Here is a 17,591-nt window from a genome sequence, read left to right on the forward strand (position 1 = left end):
CTTTATAGTAGACAATGACTGCAATAGGTATGCATGTGTTGTTGATACACCTATCTGGTACGCCGCTATATGCAGCTGAAATCGCAAATTCACTACTCAAATTGGGAAATGAAGTTGATGCATTAGTAGCTGAGCGAAACGTTGACGAGAACTACTTTAACGAGGATATTAGTATCTCAACTGTAGGAATATCTTCTAACAAAGAAACATTATTAAGAAGTCTGAGTCCATTAACGTATTATAGATTATTAAAAGAAATTAAGACTATTGACCCCGACGTGATTCACATCACGCAGGGTTTCTTTTGGCTAAATCCTGTTCTTCCGTTTTTGACATCCTATTCACTAGTTTTCACAGACCATGAACCAGAAGAAACAAACGATGTTACATTTTATGATCGCACTCAGCTGTACACTTGGTCAAAACACCATATGCGATCAGTGGCCGACTCCATCATTGTGCACGGTGAATATCTAAAGTCTGTACTAATGTCAAAAAAGGTTCCTGAGGATAAACTCAAGGCTCTTGACCATGGGACATACCGATATTATAGACAATTTGACAGTAGACAAGATAAAGACAAAAATGAATTAAATATTTTGTTCTTTGGACTCATTGCAGACTATAAGGGAATTGATGTCTTTGGGGAAGCAATCCCAGCTATCATGGAGAATTGTCCACGAGCTACCGTAACAATCGCTGGAGGTGGTGACATTGAAAAATACCTCTCAGATGAGGTCGTTTCTTTAGACTCTGTTAGAATCTACGACGAATTTATCCCAGACAACCAAGTCGGACAGTTATTCCGTCAAGCTGATGTTGTGGTTTTGCCTTATAAGAGTGGATCTCAGAGTGGGGTTTTAACAATTGCTTACGAGTACAGAACTCCTGTTGTTGTGACAGATGTAGGAGGGCTCCCAGAAGTAGTAGATAACGGTGAGACAGGATATGTGGTTCCGCCAAATGATTCCGATGCACTAGCAAGTTCAATACTAGATGTGATTAAATACCCAGAGAAAAAACAACAAATGGAGCGGAAAATCAACGAAAAGGTAGAATCAGAGCTTTCATGGGACATTATTTGCGAAGAATTGGTGGAACACTATAATTCATTATTGCGAGGTTGATTTATACATAGATAAGTACTTCTCTGAAACAGACTCCCAACTGAATTTTTCTACTGCGAATGACCTGCTGACACTTCCCATTTCTTCTCGGAGGTCTGGATCATCAATTAACACCTGTAATTTCTCTGCGAGCTGTTCGCTATTATCTGGTTCAATAAGAAAGCCGTTTTCCCCATCGACTACCTGTTCAGGTATTCCAGAGACATTAGTGGCGATAATAGGAGACTCGGATGACATGGCCTCTGTGATCACCATTCCCCAACCCTCTTCATGTGAGGGTAACGCAAACAATTCGCAGTTAGCGTATAGCGCCTTTAATTCCTCTAACTCAATGAAACCTGGAAAGTGAACAGTTACATCTTGCGCTTCTGCTTGCTCCTTCAACTGAGCTGAGAAGTCCTCTTCGATATTTGGGTTCCCAGCGATGACAATGCTGAACTGATTGACGTTATATTTCTGATCAAGGATTGAAACAGCGTCAAGTAGAACGTCCGGTCCTTTGCGAGGTGTAAGAGTCCCAACAAAGAGGGCAAATGGTGATTCAATCCCAAATCGGTCATTCAAATCAACAAGGTCAGAATTCTCTGGAGAGTATTCTGAAATATCAACGCCATTGGGGATCGTTTCAATTTGCTCTAGAGGAAGCTGAGCTGCTAATCGTTTATTTAACACACTTGAGGCGGCGGTTCGTCTCATAAGATGAAGATCTGGCGAAAACATTGCAAGAGCTCGTGAAATGAGTCCTTGTTTAGAGAGTCCGAATCTAACATCTTCCTCACCAACGTGTGCTGTATAAACTATCTTATCTCGAAGTTGTGGACAAATATGAACAAGGATATTTGCTGTGAATGGAACGTGGAAATGAATTACATCATAATCTGTTCTCCCAAAGTGGCTTCTGAGTTTTAGAGCAAGTTCAAACCGATCCACCACTAATTTTGAAACGCCAATTGCGCTTTTTATTTGGTTATATGGAATCTCTTCACCCTCAGTATCTGATCCAATGGAAAGAGAGAACCTTTTAAATTTAACTCCTTCTCTTTGTTCATTCTTGGGAAGACCCGACCACTTCCGTTCAATTACAGTAACGTCATGACCAAGCTGAGACTGCGTAGTCGCTAAGTTGTAGATGACTTTTGCGACAGACCCTTTCTCTGGACTAACACGGTAGTGTTCATCGTAAACATGTACGATTTTCATACATTAACACCACTCGTTGAGTAGATGGAACATTGTAACCGTGGAGTCAATATTCGACTATTCATTACCAGATACCAGATCGTATACATTCATCACTCTTTTTGTCCGTTGTTCCCAGGTGAGGTTCTCTGAAACATACTTACGAGCAGTTTTCGAGAGACGTTCTCGACGTTTTGGACAGTTAAATAAGTCATTGATATTCTGTTCAATAGCCTTCGGTTCGCCTGGGTTTAAGAGAACACCTGTTTTGTTGTCTTCAACAACTTCTGGCACTCCTGCAATTCCCGTAACAACAGGAGGTACGCCAGATGCCATTGACTCGAGCATAGTCAATGGAAGACCTTCGGAATACGAAGGTCTACAGAACACGCTCGCACGATTATACATCTCAGAGATGTCCTCGACATAACCGTGGATGGTAACCGAATCAGAGATTCCATTCGACTCAATAAATTCGCGAACGTCTTCCTCTAGTGGGCCACTACCAACTATATGCACGACAGCGTCTGGGTGTGCATCAAGAATTCCTGGGAGAGCAGTCAGCAAGTCTTGAATACCATTGTTCCGTACCAGACGTCCAATATACAACAAAGACTTTTCGTTGGTGGGTGTTGGCGAAAAGTCCTCAACATCAACAGAATTACGAACGACTGCTGTCTGCTTTGCTCCCAACGACTGCGCAATTGACTCTGCAGCAGCGCTAACGCCGATTACCTGGTCGCTTTGCGAGATGACGAACCGACTAATTGTTTGCTCAAAGGTTTTTGCTGCAGCGCCACCAACACCAGAGATCATTCCAATATCACCGAGGTGGAGCGTGGTTACTAACTTGTAGTCTGAATATAGTGAGTGGAGAGCGGCTAGAACTGACGTGTAGAAGAACCGATTGTGTGCATGCACAACATCTGGCTGAAACTCCTGAATAACACGTCTAAACTTAGCCAATGCAGGAACCGAGAACATACTTTGAAGTCCAATGATATCCGTCAAATCGATGGCTGAGGATGTATAGAACGAGATTTCAGGACGACTCTGTAGATCGAATTCTCGGCTACCATCATCTAGCGTGAATATCCCTACCTCAAATCCTTCGTCAACGAGATGAGCTGCTAGTTTCTGTACTACTTGTTCGACACCACCATCACTTGGTGGAACATAATCTGAACAGAGAAGTATCCGTCTTCCCGACCGTTGCGTCATACCATTTGGTCTACTGTCGTCGTCAAAAGAGTATCCTATTGTAGAAGATTCGAACTGATGTTTGATTTACTCTCGCGGATCTTCTACCAACTCATACAACCCTCCTCGATTCAATTGCGTAATCCAGCCGGCACTCGTCAGATTTCGAAGCGCGTACTCGACCTGCCCTTTCTCCAAGTTAGAGTGCTCACGCAGATAGAGCGGATTAACACGACCCCACGGCGAACCGGAACGCCGACCCTGCTTGAATAACTCGAGGACGACTTCCTCCCGTTCGTTCGGTTCGTAGCGTTCGTTGACCATGTATGACGCGCAGTTCTGACTCCGGACGCATAATACTCAGCAATTCACCAAGCACGCAACCCAACTGTTTGCCAAGCATTTTGCTGAGCAAAACTCCTAAATAGCCGCCGTCCGTAGTATCTATCGAGAAGCACGGGTCGCCTCAACGGAGAGGACGGTGCTGGAGACACCGCCCCGTGCTTCGCCCAAGACGAAGCATGAGCAATTCAGATAGAGATCGACAAGAGTCTGTTGAACAGAATTACGACTACCAAACGTCTCCGGTGGAGGCCTGACGGATGCGGTACGAGTGGCTCGACGAGCGAGTTGACGAACTCATTGAGCGCTATGAAGCGGGACAGTCGCTCCGTGAGATTGCGGAGGTCTTCGATGTCTCTGCACCGACGATTCACCGCCGTCTACAGGACCACGATGTCACAATGCGAAATGGTGGTCCGGCGTACACGCAGTTAGCGAACCGAAGAGAGGAACTGGTCGAAGCGTACGAGCGTCGGAGTTCCCTCCAGACGCTTGCGGACCGATACGACACCTCCCCAGTCGCAATTCAATTCCACCTTGAAAAAGCGGGTGCCGGTCCCATCTCACTCCCGAAAACTACTGATATCGGACTGAGTCCATCTCAGGTGTCGGTTATCCAGGGGGAATTACTCGGTGACGGGTGCTTACACTCTCGATACGATGGTGCGTGTTTCTTCCAACTCTCGACGACCACGGAAGGGCACGCACGTCGGCTGATTGAGAAGCTTCCCGATGGATTCTTCCCAGAGTCACAGCCGAACTCGTTCACTCGGCTGAATCAGTTTACCGACGAAGACTACACTTCGTGGATAGTCACGTCACGACCGCAACCACGTCTCCAACGAATGTACGAGGAGTGGTACGAAGTCAGGGACGAAAAGAACAACCGAAAGATCGTCCCGGAGGACTTCCACCTCGACAAGACAGCACTCCTGCATTGGTACTGGGGTGACGGGAACTGCTCAATCCGTGACAGCGGCGCACCGCGCGTTTCCTTTGCGACCCACGGCTTTCCCGAATCGTGCGTCGAACACCTCCAGTCGGAGGTCGACCGACTGGGCTACGACAACTACGCAGTCAGACAGAAAGGCATCGAGGACGGTTCTGGTCTGTATATTCGTCTTCGTGACTACGATGCACGGACGTTCCTCGACGACCTCCGACGCTCGAATACGCTCATGGCGTACGACTACAAATTCCCCGTCCCCGTGGAAGACGAATAAGTACGGTACTTCGAGAGTAGTGTGTGACAACTACTGAGAGGCGATTCAGATGGCGTGGAAGCACCGCGAGTCCACAAAGACGCCGACCGCCTCGCCGATATCGGCCGCGACAGAGACACCATCGAGGTCGTCCCGAACGGCATCGACGTCGACCAGGTTCGGAACGCTCCACTCCCCGATGACGGCGACTCGTTCGACGTGCTGTTCGCCGGGCGACTCATCGCCGACAAGAACGTCTCCGTCCTCCTCGATGCGTTCGACCGCGTGGCCGACGACTACGACGACGTGACGCTCGGCGTCGTCGGTGACGGCCCGGAGTCCGACCGTCTCAAGCAACAGGCGAGTGAGTTGGACCACGCCGACCGCGTGAGCCTGCTGGGCTTCCTCGACGAGTACGAGGACGTGTTGGGCCAGATGCGCGCCGCGGACGTGTTCGCTTCGCCGTCCACACGAGAAGGGTTCGGCATCACCTACGCCGAAGCGATGGCCGCTGACTGTACGGTTATCGGCGTCCAGCATCCCGAATCCGCGGCGAGTGAAGTCATCGGCGACGCGGGCTATCTCGCCGAACCGACTGTGGATTCAGTCGCCGAGTCGTTAGACCGAGCACTCGCGGGAGAGACGCCACCGACTGAGCCGACGAAACGCGCCGAAAAATACGATTGGGATAGCGTCGCCGACCAAGCTGAGGCGGCGTACGAGCGCGCCATCGACGACCGGTGGTAACTGTTCTACTGCATGTTGTTTTGCGTCTGCTGACGCTCTTTTCGCTCCAGTATCGACATTTCGGTACGTAGACCTCACACGACACCGTCGAGTGTGAGAGTACATTTCGTATGCTTTCGTTCGTAGTTGGAAGCGCAAGACAGCATAGAGGAGAGCATACGAAATGTACTCTCTCACTCAGCCGTCGGTCAACTTATTACTCTTCGGGGGGCGGCGCAACACGGTCGCGGTTGTGCCTACCGGAGATACTGATGCAAGCGGAGATACAGATACATCCCGCCGAAGATGAGGCCGACGAGCACCACGAGTCCAGTCACGTCCGTTTCGGGTACACCAATACGGAAGGGAGGTGTTTGGAGGGCCACCCCAGACCACAGGAGAGAGATCGCGGACACGGCTAGCAGTATCGAGCGTCAATTGAGTTAGTGGTTGTGTCCATCGTATCGTCGCGCTCGGGTCGTCGAACGGACCACGCCGAGCAGTACGAGCGGGGCCGCGTCGCTAACTAGCCAGTGAACACCGCAGTCGAGAACTACAGTAGCGTTTGCAAGTCAATGCACACTCAATCGCATGCTGTCGTGCGATTGGATGTGTAACCAGTTGCAAACGCTACTATAATCGAGGAGGCCGAGCCCCCTCCCCCCATGACTTCATCTGTTCTTTCAATGTCGGCATGGGGTGACTCGTCGACCAATCGAAGCCAATGCAGTCAGGGAAAAACACACAAAGTACTGTCTTTCAGAGCAGATGGAACCCGCTGAGAGACCTGAGTCGAGCTGATACACAGTCGTGTGCTTCCGAGTCATAAACGTCCGTGGGACAGCTCACTCGGTGGGCTATGGGAGTCAGGCGTCGATCGCAGAAGCAGACGAGACGAACAAACACCGGTTTCGGGTATGAAGGCAGACGTCGCGTGAGACGGCAGTTGAGGACCGGGGCACGCCACCACTTCATCTGTTTTTTCGAGAGACAGAACAGAGCCATGACCACCCACACCCCGTCACTTCATCTGTTCTGTGGGTTACTGCTCCGAGCAGTTCTTGGCGAACGATTGAATCGAGCGGTGGACGCCGATTTCATCGATCGTGTCGGCGAGGGTTTCCGTAATTAACCCAAGGTCGTAGTTGAGTCCGTACAGCACCTTCTTTCCGCCGCGACGACCCAGATTCCGCTCTTTGCCCGTAATGACACCCATCATCTTCAGCTCGGAGAGATGACTTTGCATCTGCCGATGTGAAAGCGGGTCGATGCCACTCGAACTGCAGAGTGCGAGGTAGCGTTCGCGGATTGTCGGTGAAGTGACTGGAGTCTCACCGTCTGCGGCGAACGTCGTAAGTGCGTACAGCGTCAGTCGGGCGTGCTCTGTGAGCTTCGACACCCCAGTCGTGATTTGGTCGGATTCGAGCTTTCGTTTGGCTTGGTCGACGTGCGGTTTCGTTACCTGTGGTGCGTTCTCGTTCCGTGCGATATCCCCCGCCTCCAACAGGAGATTAATCGCCTGTCGAGCGTCACCCGAATCCTTCGCACCATAGGCGGCACAAAGCGGGATGACGTCCTCCGAGAGAGCGTCCTCACGGAAGGCGACTTGGGTTCGTTGTTCGAGCACTTTACGGAGTTCTCCCGCATCGTACGGTGGGAAATAGACCTCTTTTTCGCACAGACTCGATTGGACCTTTGCCGAAAGCCCTTCTCGGTACGACAGATCGTTCGAAATACCGATCAGCCCAATCTTCGCTGACGTGACGTAACCGTTGTCTCGTGCGCGCGGAATCTGATACAGAAGTGAGTCGTCGTTGACGTGGTCGACCTCGTCGAGGATGATGAGTATGGTCCCGTACTGATCGAGTTCTTCCCACAGGAACTGGTACACCTTCGACTGTGGATAGCCGGTCATGGGAATCTGATTTTCCGGACTACGCAGACGGTTAATGATCGTTACGGCGACTTGATAGCTCGTGTTGAGTCCGTCACAGTTGATCCGTACCGCGTGCAAGTCGAGGTCGTGAATCGATCGAGCGGCGTCTTGGAGCCGATCCAGTAAGAATCGTGTTGCGGCTGTTTTCCCGACACCAGACTTGCCGTACAGAAAGATGTTCGACGGGAGTTCGTTGTTGATTACCGGCTGGAGAGCGGAGTGATACTCACTCAGTTCTTCATCCCGGCCAACGAGTTCTTCGGGGGTATAATCCTCACGTAGCACATCCCGATTTTTGAAGATCTGATTTGATTGTGAGAACTCGAAGGATCCCATACGTGTTGCAGACCTGTATACCACATATATCCACCGGTTCATCTGTTTCATCTGTTCTCCGAATATATAAGTGATGAACCCCGTGGCTTCATCTGTTCTATGCTGTGTGATCTGTCTACGACTGACAATGATGGTTAAGAGCCAGCGACCACCCGAACTATTGAGCCCCAAACCACACAGAAACAGTGCAGATAATCAGAACAGATGAAGTGGTGGGGTGGGAGAGTCTCCAACATTGTTGGTCATGGCTGTTCAGGTAGCCGAGAGGAGTTGGTAATCGTTCTACCCCCACCACTTCATCTGTTTAGCAGCCATACAGGGGTTCAAGATGCCAATATCTTCGAGTCGAAGCCAGTTCGAGACGGAGATCCCGGTGGTAGTGCAGCGCTGCTGTGGATAGAGACGAACCACAAGAACACATGAAGCGATGGGGGGGGTGACAACCAAACTGTAAACTGAACCAGTTCGTATACCGGAGACGAAGGAAATAGACTGCAAAGAAATCGTTCTGAGAATCCGGGACGAAAATCTGACCCCCACGACTTCATCTGTTTAGATGCGTCTCAGGAAGTGGTACACACGAAATCGGCAACAGAGACTCCGAGGCCGATGCGAAGGACACGAGATCAGATACACTCGAAGTCGTGGAGATACACTCGAAACGGTACTCCCCGAGGAACCGTCATGTCGTCATCGCATCTGCGGTGACCTGTACAACGCGATACATTCAAAACTCCACACCCACCCCTCGTAGAACACTTCATATTGAGGAAAGCATACGAAATGTACTCTCTAACGTAGAACGCGATGGCCTAATCAGGACGGGATAGAGTGCATTTCGCATGCTTTCTTTCTTGGTTGAAACCGCAAGACGGTGCAGACGATAGCATACGAAATACACTCTCTTACTCGGGTTCCAGTTCGGCGACGGACAATATCTATACATAGTCGTCATCACGAGAAGAACGGAGTCCATTTCGTATGCTCACATCTGTGTCCAAAATCGGCAGACGCCGACGTGGAAAGCATACGAAATGTACTCTCTCACTCAGAACGCGATGGCCGAAGTGGGACCGGATAGAGTGCATTTCGCATGCTTTCGTTCGCCGTTGAAAGCGCAAGACAGCAGAGAGGAGAGCGTACGAACTGTACTCTCTGACTCGGCCGTCGGCTCAACGTGAGTATTGTTCGTCGAGAGGGTGCAACGCAGTCCGTGGCTGTGTCTACCGAAGAAACTGACGCCAGCGAGTGTACAGATACATCCCGCCGAAGATGAGGCCGACGAGCACCACGAGCCCGGTCACATGCGTTTCGCGCACACCGACGGGAAAGGGAGGTGTTTGGAGGGATACGCCGAACCACAGTGGAGGGACTGAGAACACAATTAGTGTCGAACGTCCATTTAGTTAGAGATTGTGTCCGTCGCATCGGTGTGACCGCGTCGTCGAACGGGTTACGCCGAACAGTAACGAGACAGCGTGGACAACAGCGGGGCCGAGAGGTATAACATCCATATGTCCGGTACACCACGAGTCGGACATAACCCAAGGTGCGCTTGTTCAAACGTCACCACCTACAGCGTCGCTTGTGGAACACTGGTGGCCACAATAACGTGTTGTGTGGATTTTCCGTGAGGACCAAAAGTGAGTGATTGCTGTCTAAAAATAGGAATGGTCAGATACAATACTAGTATATTTGTTGACTAAATATACGATTTGGGGTTTGAGTTGGAAGGATACAGATAGTGGTTTGGTGTGTCTTTCGACTCATTCGGCCGCTGTTCAGTGTCGGAGCCGGTTTTATCGTGACCCAGTCAAGCCAGTACTGAGCGTGAGCGTACTCACTAGCATCTGTTCTACCCTCTACCATTTACTTCGAGACGCTCGTTCGTGCGTCTATGAGCTTTGTCGATCTCAGCCATTCGTTCGAAGATGGGATGCCGGGCTTCCGTATGGAAGCCGAAGACGGAACAGTCACTGAGTATACCGCAGAGATAGAGCCGTTTTTACCCACGACGAATCCGAATCATTCTACAATGGAGAGTCTGCATTCGAGATCACAGAGATCAGGTTTCAAACCTCGATTGGCACGTACTTGGACTCGCCGTATCATCGCTACCCAAGCGGTCGTGACATTGGTGATCTGGATATTGACGAACTCGTGTTACCCGGCGTCGTCGTCGATGCCAGGGGACTGGAACCGTATGATGAACTCGGTGTTGAGGTGGTACCCAGCGATCGAGAGCTCACAAACCGAGCAGTCTTGTTCAATTTCGGGTGGGATGAGCATTGGGATACAGAGCAGTATCGGTCGTATCCGTATATTTCAGATGCACTGATCGACAGACTCATCGACGAAAACGTGGGTCTAGTCGGTGTTGATACGATCAATGTCGATGACCACCGCAATCCGTCACGGCCTGCTCATTCGCGCTTGCTCGACGAGGAGATCTTCATCGTAGAGAATCTGACCGGATTGGACGCACTCCACGGAGAGTCCTTCCGGTTGTTTGCGGTCCCAATTAAGGCATCACAGACGGCTGCAATGCCGATTCGTGCATTCGCAGAACTCGACTGATTGGCTGTTGATACGAGAGTCCGTCTGAAGAATATAGTAATCTCCAGAAGTATTTGCTCATCTTCCTTGACGCAAGGGTGAAAAGCGATGGATAGCAGCAGGTTACGTCGTCGTAGGGTGCAAAGACTTCCAGATTCTACTATAGGATTCCAACAGGTCCAACCAAACCATCATATTCAAAGAATAATCAAGAATATGGTAGCTTCGCGTTAAAATATAGGTTTGCTCTGATAACGTTTGAGACTCGATTTATCCACGTCGACAGTCGTGTATTTCAATCCGTTCTGGCAGCCCCACCGTGCCACACGCAGGACACGCCACGAGCGTCGTCGGCAACTCCTGACAGGACTCCAACGCGGCGTGCAGATGCGCTTGCACGTCGGGCTCGGTCGTCCGCGTCAGCGCCTGAGTGAGATGCATCTGTAGCTCTTCGTGGACACTCATGCGCGGGGAGTCTCCTTGCGCTCGGTATCTACTCGGAGCCCGAGGTGTGCAAGTTGGCCCATCGAATCCCACCCACGCTTCTGGGAGACGAATGCCTTCCACTCGCGAAGCGGCCGGCCATCAAGTGGTTCGTAGTGATCGAGGGTCCGACCATCGAAGACGACGACGGCGTCGGCAGGACGGAAGTAGTGGTGTGTGAATCCCTCGGTGTCGATACCAAGGGTGAACGAGCGTGCGAGGGCGTTGATGAGTTGGCCGGCTAGCGATACGGTATGCTCTTGTGTCGCGGTGTGCGTAGTTGACATTGGCTTTCTCTGACCTGAGAAGCCACCGGTCACGTGTTCTAGCACGTGGCCTTTCTGCGAAAGGCGAACCCGGTACTTCTCAGTTACAACTATGATCTTCACCGACTTAATACTATGCATAATGCCCAGTCAAATTGCATATTTGTAATGCCATGCTTTATAGCATATGCTGGTCGAGTAGAGACTATGAGTGGCTCAAATCTCACTGGGACAGACAAAGCAATTCTCGACGTGCTCAAGCAAGGACGCGATGGCGAGAGTCCGTGGGGAATCGCGACAAAGGGGTATCTTGTCGACGAGACTGGCTACTCACGCAACAGTGTGTATAATCGCCTCGAAGTGCTTGAGGCTCGCGGCTACGTGAAACTGGTCCACGAACCGACTCGGCTCTTTGAATTCGTGAGTGATCCGCGAGAAGAGTGAGCGGAGGTCCTGATTTTGAGACGAGACACACCTCACACCGAGTGACTAATACACGAACAGGATGATGTGAGCAACCAGCCAGACACACCTCGTAACGAGTGAGGATATAATTCGTTTAGGGAGACACACCTCACACCGAGTGACTAATACACGAACAAGGTGATATGAGCAATTAGCCAGACACACCTCGCAACGAGTGACCAACAGTGGTGTTACATAGCTATTGGAGAATCCTACTCAGACACACCTCACAACGAGTGAATCAGAAAAGAGGAGGCCAGGGGGTTACTCACTCAGCGCTTCAACAACCACTTCCGGATCTCCAAGCAGACGATGTTCAAGATAGCTTCCTTCGCCAGGTCCTCCGCCCGTGTGGTTTGACTCTGTAATTCCAAGGAAGGCTTGTTCTTTAAGCAGTCTGTATACTCGATCTTCAGAAAGCGGCGAACTTCCCTCTGTTGAAGCAAGCGAACAATAAGCATCGTAGATGTCATGTGTCCGGAATGCGCCCTTTCCAGGGTTCTTGGCGGTGAGCAGTGCCAACGCCCGAAGTATATGTTGTACATGAGGTGTCGATCCAGTAATCAGGCGTTCAAATCGGTTTACCTCTGCTTTGTGGACGGCCTCATCAACGTGAGCTGCCGTCACAGTCTCAAGATTTTGTTTCTCTGCGAGCCGACCTGCCTCGTATAGTGTGTCAACTGCCTTTCTCGCATCCCCGTGTTCTTTTGCTGCGATTGCTGCGACTTTTGGAACCACACCATCAGCCAATACACCGTCACCAAATGCGTCAATACGGTGTTCGAGTATCGCACGAATCTGTGTGGCGTCATACGGGTCGAAAACTAACTCGTTATCTTGGAGACTCGAATCAAGGCGCTCGTTCAGTCGGTCGCGATATTCGATCTTGTTACTGATACAGACTGCACCGATGTGAGACGCTGCCTTCCCACTCTCACGTGCACGTGTGAGGCTGCGAAGTAGTTCATCATCGTCGAGTTTGTCAATCTCATCGAGAATGACAACGAATGCGTCGACATCGTAGTCGTTCAAAATCTCCCACGTAATGTCCCGGTAGTCAGACGCAGAGATACCGATTCGTGGGACGTTGCGGTCAACTCCCAGCGTATCAACCAACTGTCGAGCCATCTCTCTACTTGCCTTCGTCTCTGACTGATAATCTGAACAGTCGACATACGCATACGCAAGTGTCGTGTCGTGCGACTTGGCTTCGATGCGTGCTTCTCGAGTAACGCACCGTGACACGAGTGACTTACCGGTTCCAGTCTTTCCGTAGATGATTGTTGTCTCTGGTGGGCCGCCACGTGTTGCTGGTGCAAGTGCCCCCCCGACAGCAGCAATCTCTTGATCTCGACCAACTACCCGGTCAAGCTCAGGAACGTGGCCAACCCGGAGAAGTTCACGATTTGAGAATATATCTCCGGTCTCAAAAAGCGACGACCGGTCATCAGTATCAACCATGCTTAGTTTCACCAATGCGGTAATGTCTCTTAATACTGCCGGGGCTCAAACCGAGTGAGTACCTTTAAATACCGATATTCAGACGTTAACGACGATTTCAAGAGTATTTAAGTATTAAATATTGTTCATGGACACACTACACACCGAGTGAGTGAGTGCGTCCGGATAGATGTAGGCCAAACCCAGATGTATCAGCCTCAGATGCAGCATAACAGGATATTCTTCAGGTGGTTTGTCACTCGGTGTGAGGTGTGTCTCCCCTCAGTAAGTGACGATGCCATCTACCCGCAGTTAGACATTGATGACACTGAATCGCGGGAAGCAAGAACCAAACTGACGAGGGACATCCTTTCCTACCACTACTCACTCGGTGTGAGGTGTGTCTCTGGTGTGTTTCACAGAGTACGCCACGAACGTCCCTGCAGGCTTCGCACTCGACGCAAGTACCATTCGCACGGTCCTCCACGCAAAGGAAGGCCGAACGCCCCACACCCAAACCGTCAGTCGTGTCATGGACTTTCTGGATGACCTCGGCAAAGAGGGCGTGAAGATCGTGAAACGCCGCGGGACCAAACGCGTCATCTTCACCGAGCACGCTGTCTCGGAACTCGCGGAGACGGCACCGAAGTCCGCGGGTGGAAGTGGGATCACGGACGTTGTGATGGGGTGGCGCTAGCGACCGTGTGATCACCGGTCGATAGTCGGACGCACGCCACAGGTCGTCGACACCCACCGCGGGTACAGACGCTCGTTCTAGCAGCGGCACTGAAGAAAGCTCCTCTGTGGACAACGGTAGTGTGAGTGAATAAAACGAGTTTGTGGTGGTGAGTCCATCGAGACAAATCACAACAGGTGTGATTAGTAGGCACTGTTGAATGCCGTAGAACCTGATAGAACCTGTGTGACACAGACAGAGGGTGAGTTCAGCAGACGGATGTCAGTCTTGATGTGACTGGTGGAACGAGTTCTCAGACAGAGAAAGCGATTTACACGCACGTCTGCAATTACCGATAATGGGTAGCTACGCAACACCACCGAATTGGACTGATGAGTCGTCGGACGACGACCAACCTCGGCCACGACTCGGAGATCTGCTTTCGGGCCGACTTGCGGACGTAGACGTTGACTCGGTCGAAGCAGTACGTGATGAACGAAAGAGAGAATGAAGGTCTTCGTCGATACAAACGTCTTCATCGCTAGTTTGACTGATGAACCTGGTCGCGGTGAGATTGCGACACAGTTACTCAACGAAGACCACGAGTTCTGTACCTCTATTCTAAATCTCATGGAGATTCGGTCAGTGATGACGAAGAAAAAGCGCGTTGAGCAAGACCGAGTCGAGGCGGTGTTATCGGATATCTACAGTAGCGTAGATATTTACGCGCCCGAAATCAGCGACCAAATTGCAGCATACGAATTACAGCGAGACAATCTCCTCTATACAATGGATTGTGTGCTGCTCGCATTAGCGAACGACGTTGATGCGACCATGGTTACCTTCGACGGAGAGCTGCTTGATCACGGTGGTGTTGCACCCGAAGAACTAATCGATTGAGCTGTACGGACGAATTCCTATTTCTACCTCTATCACTGTTGTCAGATATCGCGTGCTGAACTTAGAGGATGAGTTCAGCAAACGGTATCGTTTATTTGACTCCCTCAGTGGTGGAACAACCCTTGGGTAGGAACGCTGAACGGGACAGTCTGATCAATGTCTGTACAATGATTGGTCAATTCAGAAGAATTATTACCACTACCTCGGCCGAAGGTTATCTCAGGGGGTACTCATCAAAATGCTCGACTACTTACCGCACGTTGTTGACGTTGCGCTCAGTTCTGAGCTAGGCGCTATGACCTTAGAACTAGCCAGCGTTGGTGTCGTCTTCACTATACATACCATCGAGACCAGCAAGGTCAAGTGACCGACTCGCGCGCTGTATTCAGCACGGCCGCTGCAAGCTGTTAGTAGCTGAGGATTTCAACAGAGCCGAGTAGTATTGATTGGCCATTCTCTGGCAACGACGACTGCCTGCCGTAATAGCCAACTACGAGCCGCGAGTGGACCCGCTCACGATGTCGGTCGAATCGTACGGTCCCACTCATCCAGACCCGCTGACTCGATTCATGGCCGCCTGCCAGGGTGCTGGGATTGCCTCCATCGCATCTCCAACGGTCGGAAGTGCGTCAATCCTCGTCGTGAGTGCCGTCACCCACTGGACGCCGAGTGAACTCCTGCATTGGAGTGGACAAACGCTGTTGTTACTGTTCGTGTGTGCAATCGCCGTCGGCTTTGTCGCAGGGTCGTACTGGCCGGTGGTCGATGGCCTCCCACAGAAACGCGAACACGAACTGTACTGGGTTCGAAAGCGATTCACGATGTGTCTCTTTGGCGGGCTGGCGTGTTACGGCGTGTTCTCGCTCATGTTCGTCGTGACGGTCACAGACCTGCTGCAGAATATGGTCGGCCTTGGCGCGGCGATTCTCGTGTGTACCTATTTGTATGCATACTCCACGGACCGACGCGGGGTCAGAAAGTAGGCCGTGTGCGTAGCCAAAGTCACGCGTCAAGACGCCATAGTGAAGTACCACAGGGACAAGCCCGAGGCACTCTGCGTTGATACATAGTGCGATCGCATACCCGCGTGTTTTCTGTAGACGTATTGCTTAGGGATGAACGAGGTCGACTGACCAAATCGGATATACTTATTCCCACTCTTTGTAGGAGTATAGCCATGGTTGACTCGGAAGACGACCCCAAAGAAATTCTCGCCCGCATGGAGCAACTTATTGAGGAAACGTCTTCAAAGCGAGAAGAGACGACGCCGCGTATCGAAAAGGCCGACCCAATTGCCCAGAAGCACAGAGATGCGGTTCGAAAGGGTGCGGAGAAACACTGCGATAAGTGACGCTGGTGGACCCTATGCTCGGGTAGCGATTGACCAAGGTGTCATCAACCCACGACTGAAGTCGTGGGCTTGTCCGTGGACTCCCGGTCTGCCTCCGACGTGGAGTAGGCGGTGTACTCGCCGTTCCCGTTCAGCGTCCCAGACTTGAGGGCGAGATGACCGTCGCCCAACCCATCGGGACGTTTGCCCGATGGTAAAGTTAGCAACTTGAAACCGATGTTCTTGCTCGCGTTGTAGTCACCGTCAACCGAGTACCCACAGTCGTTACACTCGAACCAACCGTCCGAGTTACGGTTCGTGCTGGACTGATGCCCGCACCGAGAACAGGTTTGACTCGTAAACGCGGGCGGTATATCCTCAACGCGGATACCGTACTCGGCGGCCTTGTACGCGAGCATCTCTTGGAGTTCGCGGAACGCCCAGTTGTGCATCTGACGCTTCACTTGGTCGTCCCAATTACTCATCCGCTCGCGGATATGGGTCAGGCGTTCGACGGCGATGTACGAGCAGCCGTGGGCGTCTGCCTCCTCCACGATGCGTCGAGAAATCGTGTGCAGGCGATTCAGCACGAAGCGGTTTTCTCGCCCCGACAGTCGCCGGAGTTCCTGCTTGTCGGAGCGAGTGCCTTTGTGCTGAAGGCTACGACGCACGCGGAAGTAGTGGTTCTGACCCCACAACAGTTCGCCACCATCGTAGAACGACCCCGTGCTGGTCACGGCGACGTTCTTCAGGTTCAAGTCCACGCCCAGTATCTTGTCACCGTCACGTTCTTCTACCTCTTTCTTGATGACGATATGGAGGTAGAACGCGTCGTCGTCTTCGCGGTAGTGGAGCGTCCCCATCCGCCTCTCGTAGTCGTCATCATCGAGGTAGGACTTCTGGTAGTCCCCGAGTACATACTCAACGGCGACTCTGCCGTTGATGGTGGAGAGGGTGGCCGACCTGTCTTTGATGGTCAACGTCCGTTTGTCGTAGACGGCGGACGGCTCGTTGAATCGCGGGAGTGGTCGGCTGTTGCCCTTCTTCCAGTCGGCAACGGTGGACTTCATCGCTTCGACGGCTTTCGAGTACGCCCGAATACAGAGGTTCGCGGGGAGGTCTGTCTCGTCTCGCAAGTCGTGGTACACTTCGTCGTGTATCTTCGACTTGTTGAGGATGAGGTAGCCGTCGTCGTTCCTACCGTTCTGGACGGTGTAGTTGCAGGCGTGGTTGAACTGCTCGATGGTCTGATGGAGGTCGTCCACTCGGTCGTCGGGAACCGAGAGTTTGACCGGAACGGTTCGCTTAACCTCCATCTGTAACTTCACATACGGAGTGGTGTTTTATAATTTCTACGACCGGTGTGGGGGAGTCAGACTGCTATTGCTCGTGGTTGGTGGAGTGGTTTGTCGGATTCCTCCCACGGC

The 17,591-nt window shown here is 51.5% G+C and carries 17 protein-coding genes; 9 read left to right on the top strand and 8 right to left on the bottom strand.

Going from position 1 to position 17,591, the window contains the following annotated elements; genetic code table 11:
- Window positions 1-14 precede the first annotated feature (14 nt).
- Window positions 15-1,127, top strand: coding sequence for a glycosyltransferase family 4 protein (locus IEV64_RS04060; RefSeq protein ID WP_188423214.1), 1,113 nt, complete (start codon window positions 15-17; stop codon window positions 1,125-1,127).
- Here the strand turns inward: IEV64_RS04060 and IEV64_RS04065 are convergent.
- The 3 genes from IEV64_RS04065 to IEV64_RS20075 all read right to left on the bottom strand — a co-directional run bounded on the left by IEV64_RS04065 (window position 1,113) and on the right by IEV64_RS20075 (window position 3,830).
- Window positions 1,113-2,327 (bottom strand): glycosyltransferase family 4 protein, encoded by a 1,215-nt coding sequence (locus IEV64_RS04065; protein ID WP_188423215.1) that lies wholly within the window; start codon window positions 2,325-2,327, stop codon window positions 1,113-1,115. The two genes, IEV64_RS04060 and IEV64_RS04065, sit on opposite strands and share 15 nt — an antisense overlap.
- Window positions 2,328-2,384: 57 nt before the next feature.
- Entirely contained in the window at window positions 2,385-3,527 is a 1,143-nt protein-coding gene (locus IEV64_RS04070; RefSeq protein ID WP_188423216.1) for a glycosyltransferase family 4 protein, read from the bottom strand.
- Between the two features lie 66 nt (window positions 3,528-3,593).
- The gene (locus IEV64_RS20075) at window positions 3,594-3,830 is read right to left on the bottom strand and encodes a MarR family transcriptional regulator (RefSeq protein ID WP_425433183.1); all 237 of its coding nucleotides are present in this window, start codon (window positions 3,828-3,830) and stop codon (window positions 3,594-3,596) included.
- Window positions 3,831-4,108: 278 nt separating this feature from the next.
- Between IEV64_RS20075 and IEV64_RS04075 the strand changes: the two genes are divergently transcribed.
- Both IEV64_RS04075 and IEV64_RS04080 read left to right on the top strand, forming a co-directional pair.
- Window positions 4,109-5,071 carry a helix-turn-helix domain-containing protein gene (locus IEV64_RS04075; protein WP_188423217.1) on the top strand — a complete coding sequence of 321 codons (963 nt, stop codon included), beginning with the start codon at window positions 4,109-4,111 and terminating at the stop codon, window positions 5,069-5,071.
- A gap of 33 nt (window positions 5,072-5,104) precedes the next feature.
- Complete coding sequence (locus IEV64_RS04080) at window positions 5,105-5,797, top strand: glycosyltransferase (RefSeq protein WP_342765419.1); 693 nt, start codon at window positions 5,105-5,107, stop codon at window positions 5,795-5,797.
- Between the two features lie 236 nt (window positions 5,798-6,033).
- Here IEV64_RS04080 and IEV64_RS04085 read toward each other — a convergent pair whose 3' ends face one another.
- Together IEV64_RS04085 and IEV64_RS04090 are read right to left on the bottom strand one after the other, a co-directional pair.
- Window positions 6,034-6,192 carry a hypothetical protein gene (locus IEV64_RS04085; protein WP_188423219.1) on the bottom strand — a complete coding sequence of 53 codons (159 nt, stop codon included), beginning with the start codon at window positions 6,190-6,192 and terminating at the stop codon, window positions 6,034-6,036.
- A gap of 626 nt (window positions 6,193-6,818) precedes the next feature.
- Complete coding sequence (locus IEV64_RS04090) at window positions 6,819-8,048, bottom strand: orc1/cdc6 family replication initiation protein (RefSeq protein WP_115891417.1); 1,230 nt, start codon at window positions 8,046-8,048, stop codon at window positions 6,819-6,821.
- 2,094 nt (window positions 8,049-10,142) lie between these two features.
- On the opposite strand from IEV64_RS04090, the gene IEV64_RS04095 reads away from it, so the two are divergent.
- Window positions 10,143-10,625, top strand: a complete 483-nt coding sequence (locus tag IEV64_RS04095; protein WP_342765418.1) for a cyclase family protein — start codon at window positions 10,143-10,145, stop codon at window positions 10,623-10,625.
- A gap of 440 nt (window positions 10,626-11,065) precedes the next feature.
- On the opposite strand, the gene IEV64_RS04100 is transcribed toward IEV64_RS04095, so the two are convergent.
- Complete coding sequence (locus IEV64_RS04100) at window positions 11,066-11,494, bottom strand: hypothetical protein (protein WP_229722462.1); 429 nt, start codon at window positions 11,492-11,494, stop codon at window positions 11,066-11,068.
- Window positions 11,495-11,560: 66 nt separating this feature from the next.
- On the opposite strand from IEV64_RS04100, the gene IEV64_RS04105 reads away from it, so the two are divergent.
- Window positions 11,561-11,797: a helix-turn-helix domain-containing protein gene (locus IEV64_RS04105; RefSeq protein ID WP_089776776.1), complete on the top strand. Its 237-nt coding sequence runs from the start codon at window positions 11,561-11,563 to the stop codon at window positions 11,795-11,797.
- Window positions 11,798-12,082: 285 nt separating this feature from the next.
- Here IEV64_RS04105 and IEV64_RS04110 read toward each other — a convergent pair whose 3' ends face one another.
- Window positions 12,083-13,279 (bottom strand): Cdc6/Cdc18 family protein, encoded by a 1,197-nt coding sequence (locus tag IEV64_RS04110; protein ID WP_188423220.1) that lies wholly within the window; start codon window positions 13,277-13,279, stop codon window positions 12,083-12,085.
- A gap of 511 nt (window positions 13,280-13,790) precedes the next feature.
- Here IEV64_RS04110 and IEV64_RS20080 point away from each other — a divergent pair.
- From IEV64_RS20080 to IEV64_RS04130, 4 genes are all read left to right on the top strand, one after another.
- Window positions 13,791-13,955 carry a hypothetical protein gene (locus tag IEV64_RS20080; RefSeq protein WP_425433184.1) on the top strand — a complete coding sequence of 55 codons (165 nt, stop codon included), beginning with the start codon at window positions 13,791-13,793 and terminating at the stop codon, window positions 13,953-13,955.
- 486 nt (window positions 13,956-14,441) lie between these two features.
- Window positions 14,442-14,834, top strand: coding sequence for a putative toxin-antitoxin system toxin component, PIN family (locus IEV64_RS04120; protein WP_004062835.1), 393 nt, complete (start codon window positions 14,442-14,444; stop codon window positions 14,832-14,834).
- A gap of 503 nt (window positions 14,835-15,337) precedes the next feature.
- The gene (locus IEV64_RS04125) at window positions 15,338-15,817 is read left to right on the top strand and encodes a hypothetical protein (protein WP_229722463.1); all 480 of its coding nucleotides are present in this window, start codon (window positions 15,338-15,340) and stop codon (window positions 15,815-15,817) included.
- Between the two features lie 194 nt (window positions 15,818-16,011).
- The gene (locus IEV64_RS04130; protein WP_158547224.1) at window positions 16,012-16,185 is read left to right on the top strand and encodes a transcriptional regulator; all 174 of its coding nucleotides are present in this window, start codon (window positions 16,012-16,014) and stop codon (window positions 16,183-16,185) included.
- A gap of 44 nt (window positions 16,186-16,229) precedes the next feature.
- On the opposite strand, the gene IEV64_RS04135 is transcribed toward IEV64_RS04130, so the two are convergent.
- Window positions 16,230-17,480 carry an RNA-guided endonuclease InsQ/TnpB family protein gene (locus IEV64_RS04135; protein ID WP_188423221.1) on the bottom strand — a complete coding sequence of 417 codons (1,251 nt, stop codon included), beginning with the start codon at window positions 17,478-17,480 and terminating at the stop codon, window positions 16,230-16,232.
- Window positions 17,481-17,591 lie beyond the last annotated feature (111 nt).

It is taken from the genome of Haloferax sulfurifontis (assembly GCF_014635105.1).
Classification (GTDB): Archaea; Halobacteriota; Halobacteria; order Halobacteriales; family Haloferacaceae; genus Haloferax; species Haloferax denitrificans.

Excerpts from the sequence above, each read along its gene's own strand:
- IEV64_RS04060 (WP_188423214.1), top strand. The coding sequence starts at position 15 with ATGACTGCAATAGGTATGCATGTGTTGTTGATACACCTATCTGGTACG.
- IEV64_RS04065 (WP_188423215.1), bottom strand. The coding sequence starts at position 2,327 with ATGAAAATCGTACATGTTTACGATGAACACTACCGTGTTAGTCCAGAG.
- IEV64_RS04070 (WP_188423216.1), bottom strand. The coding sequence starts at position 3,527 with ATGACGCAACGGTCGGGAAGACGGATACTTCTCTGTTCAGATTATGTT.
- IEV64_RS20075 (WP_425433183.1), bottom strand. The coding sequence starts at position 3,830 with ATGGTCAACGAACGCTACGAACCGAACGAACGGGAGGAAGTCGTCCTC.
- IEV64_RS04075 (WP_188423217.1), top strand. The coding sequence starts at position 4,109 with ATGCGGTACGAGTGGCTCGACGAGCGAGTTGACGAACTCATTGAGCGC.
- IEV64_RS04090 (WP_115891417.1), bottom strand. The coding sequence starts at position 8,048 with ATGGGATCCTTCGAGTTCTCACAATCAAATCAGATCTTCAAAAATCGG.
- IEV64_RS04100 (WP_229722462.1), bottom strand. The coding sequence starts at position 11,494 with ATGCATAGTATTAAGTCGGTGAAGATCATAGTTGTAACTGAGAAGTAC.
- IEV64_RS04105 (WP_089776776.1), top strand. The coding sequence starts at position 11,561 with ATGAGTGGCTCAAATCTCACTGGGACAGACAAAGCAATTCTCGACGTG.
- IEV64_RS04110 (WP_188423220.1), bottom strand. The coding sequence starts at position 13,279 with ATGGTTGATACTGATGACCGGTCGTCGCTTTTTGAGACCGGAGATATA.
- IEV64_RS20080 (WP_425433184.1), top strand. The coding sequence starts at position 13,791 with ATGGACTTTCTGGATGACCTCGGCAAAGAGGGCGTGAAGATCGTGAAA.
- IEV64_RS04120 (WP_004062835.1), top strand. The coding sequence starts at position 14,442 with ATGAAGGTCTTCGTCGATACAAACGTCTTCATCGCTAGTTTGACTGAT.
- IEV64_RS04130 (WP_158547224.1), top strand. The coding sequence starts at position 16,012 with ATGGTTGACTCGGAAGACGACCCCAAAGAAATTCTCGCCCGCATGGAG.
- IEV64_RS04135 (WP_188423221.1), bottom strand. The coding sequence starts at position 17,480 with ATGGAGGTTAAGCGAACCGTTCCGGTCAAACTCTCGGTTCCCGACGAC.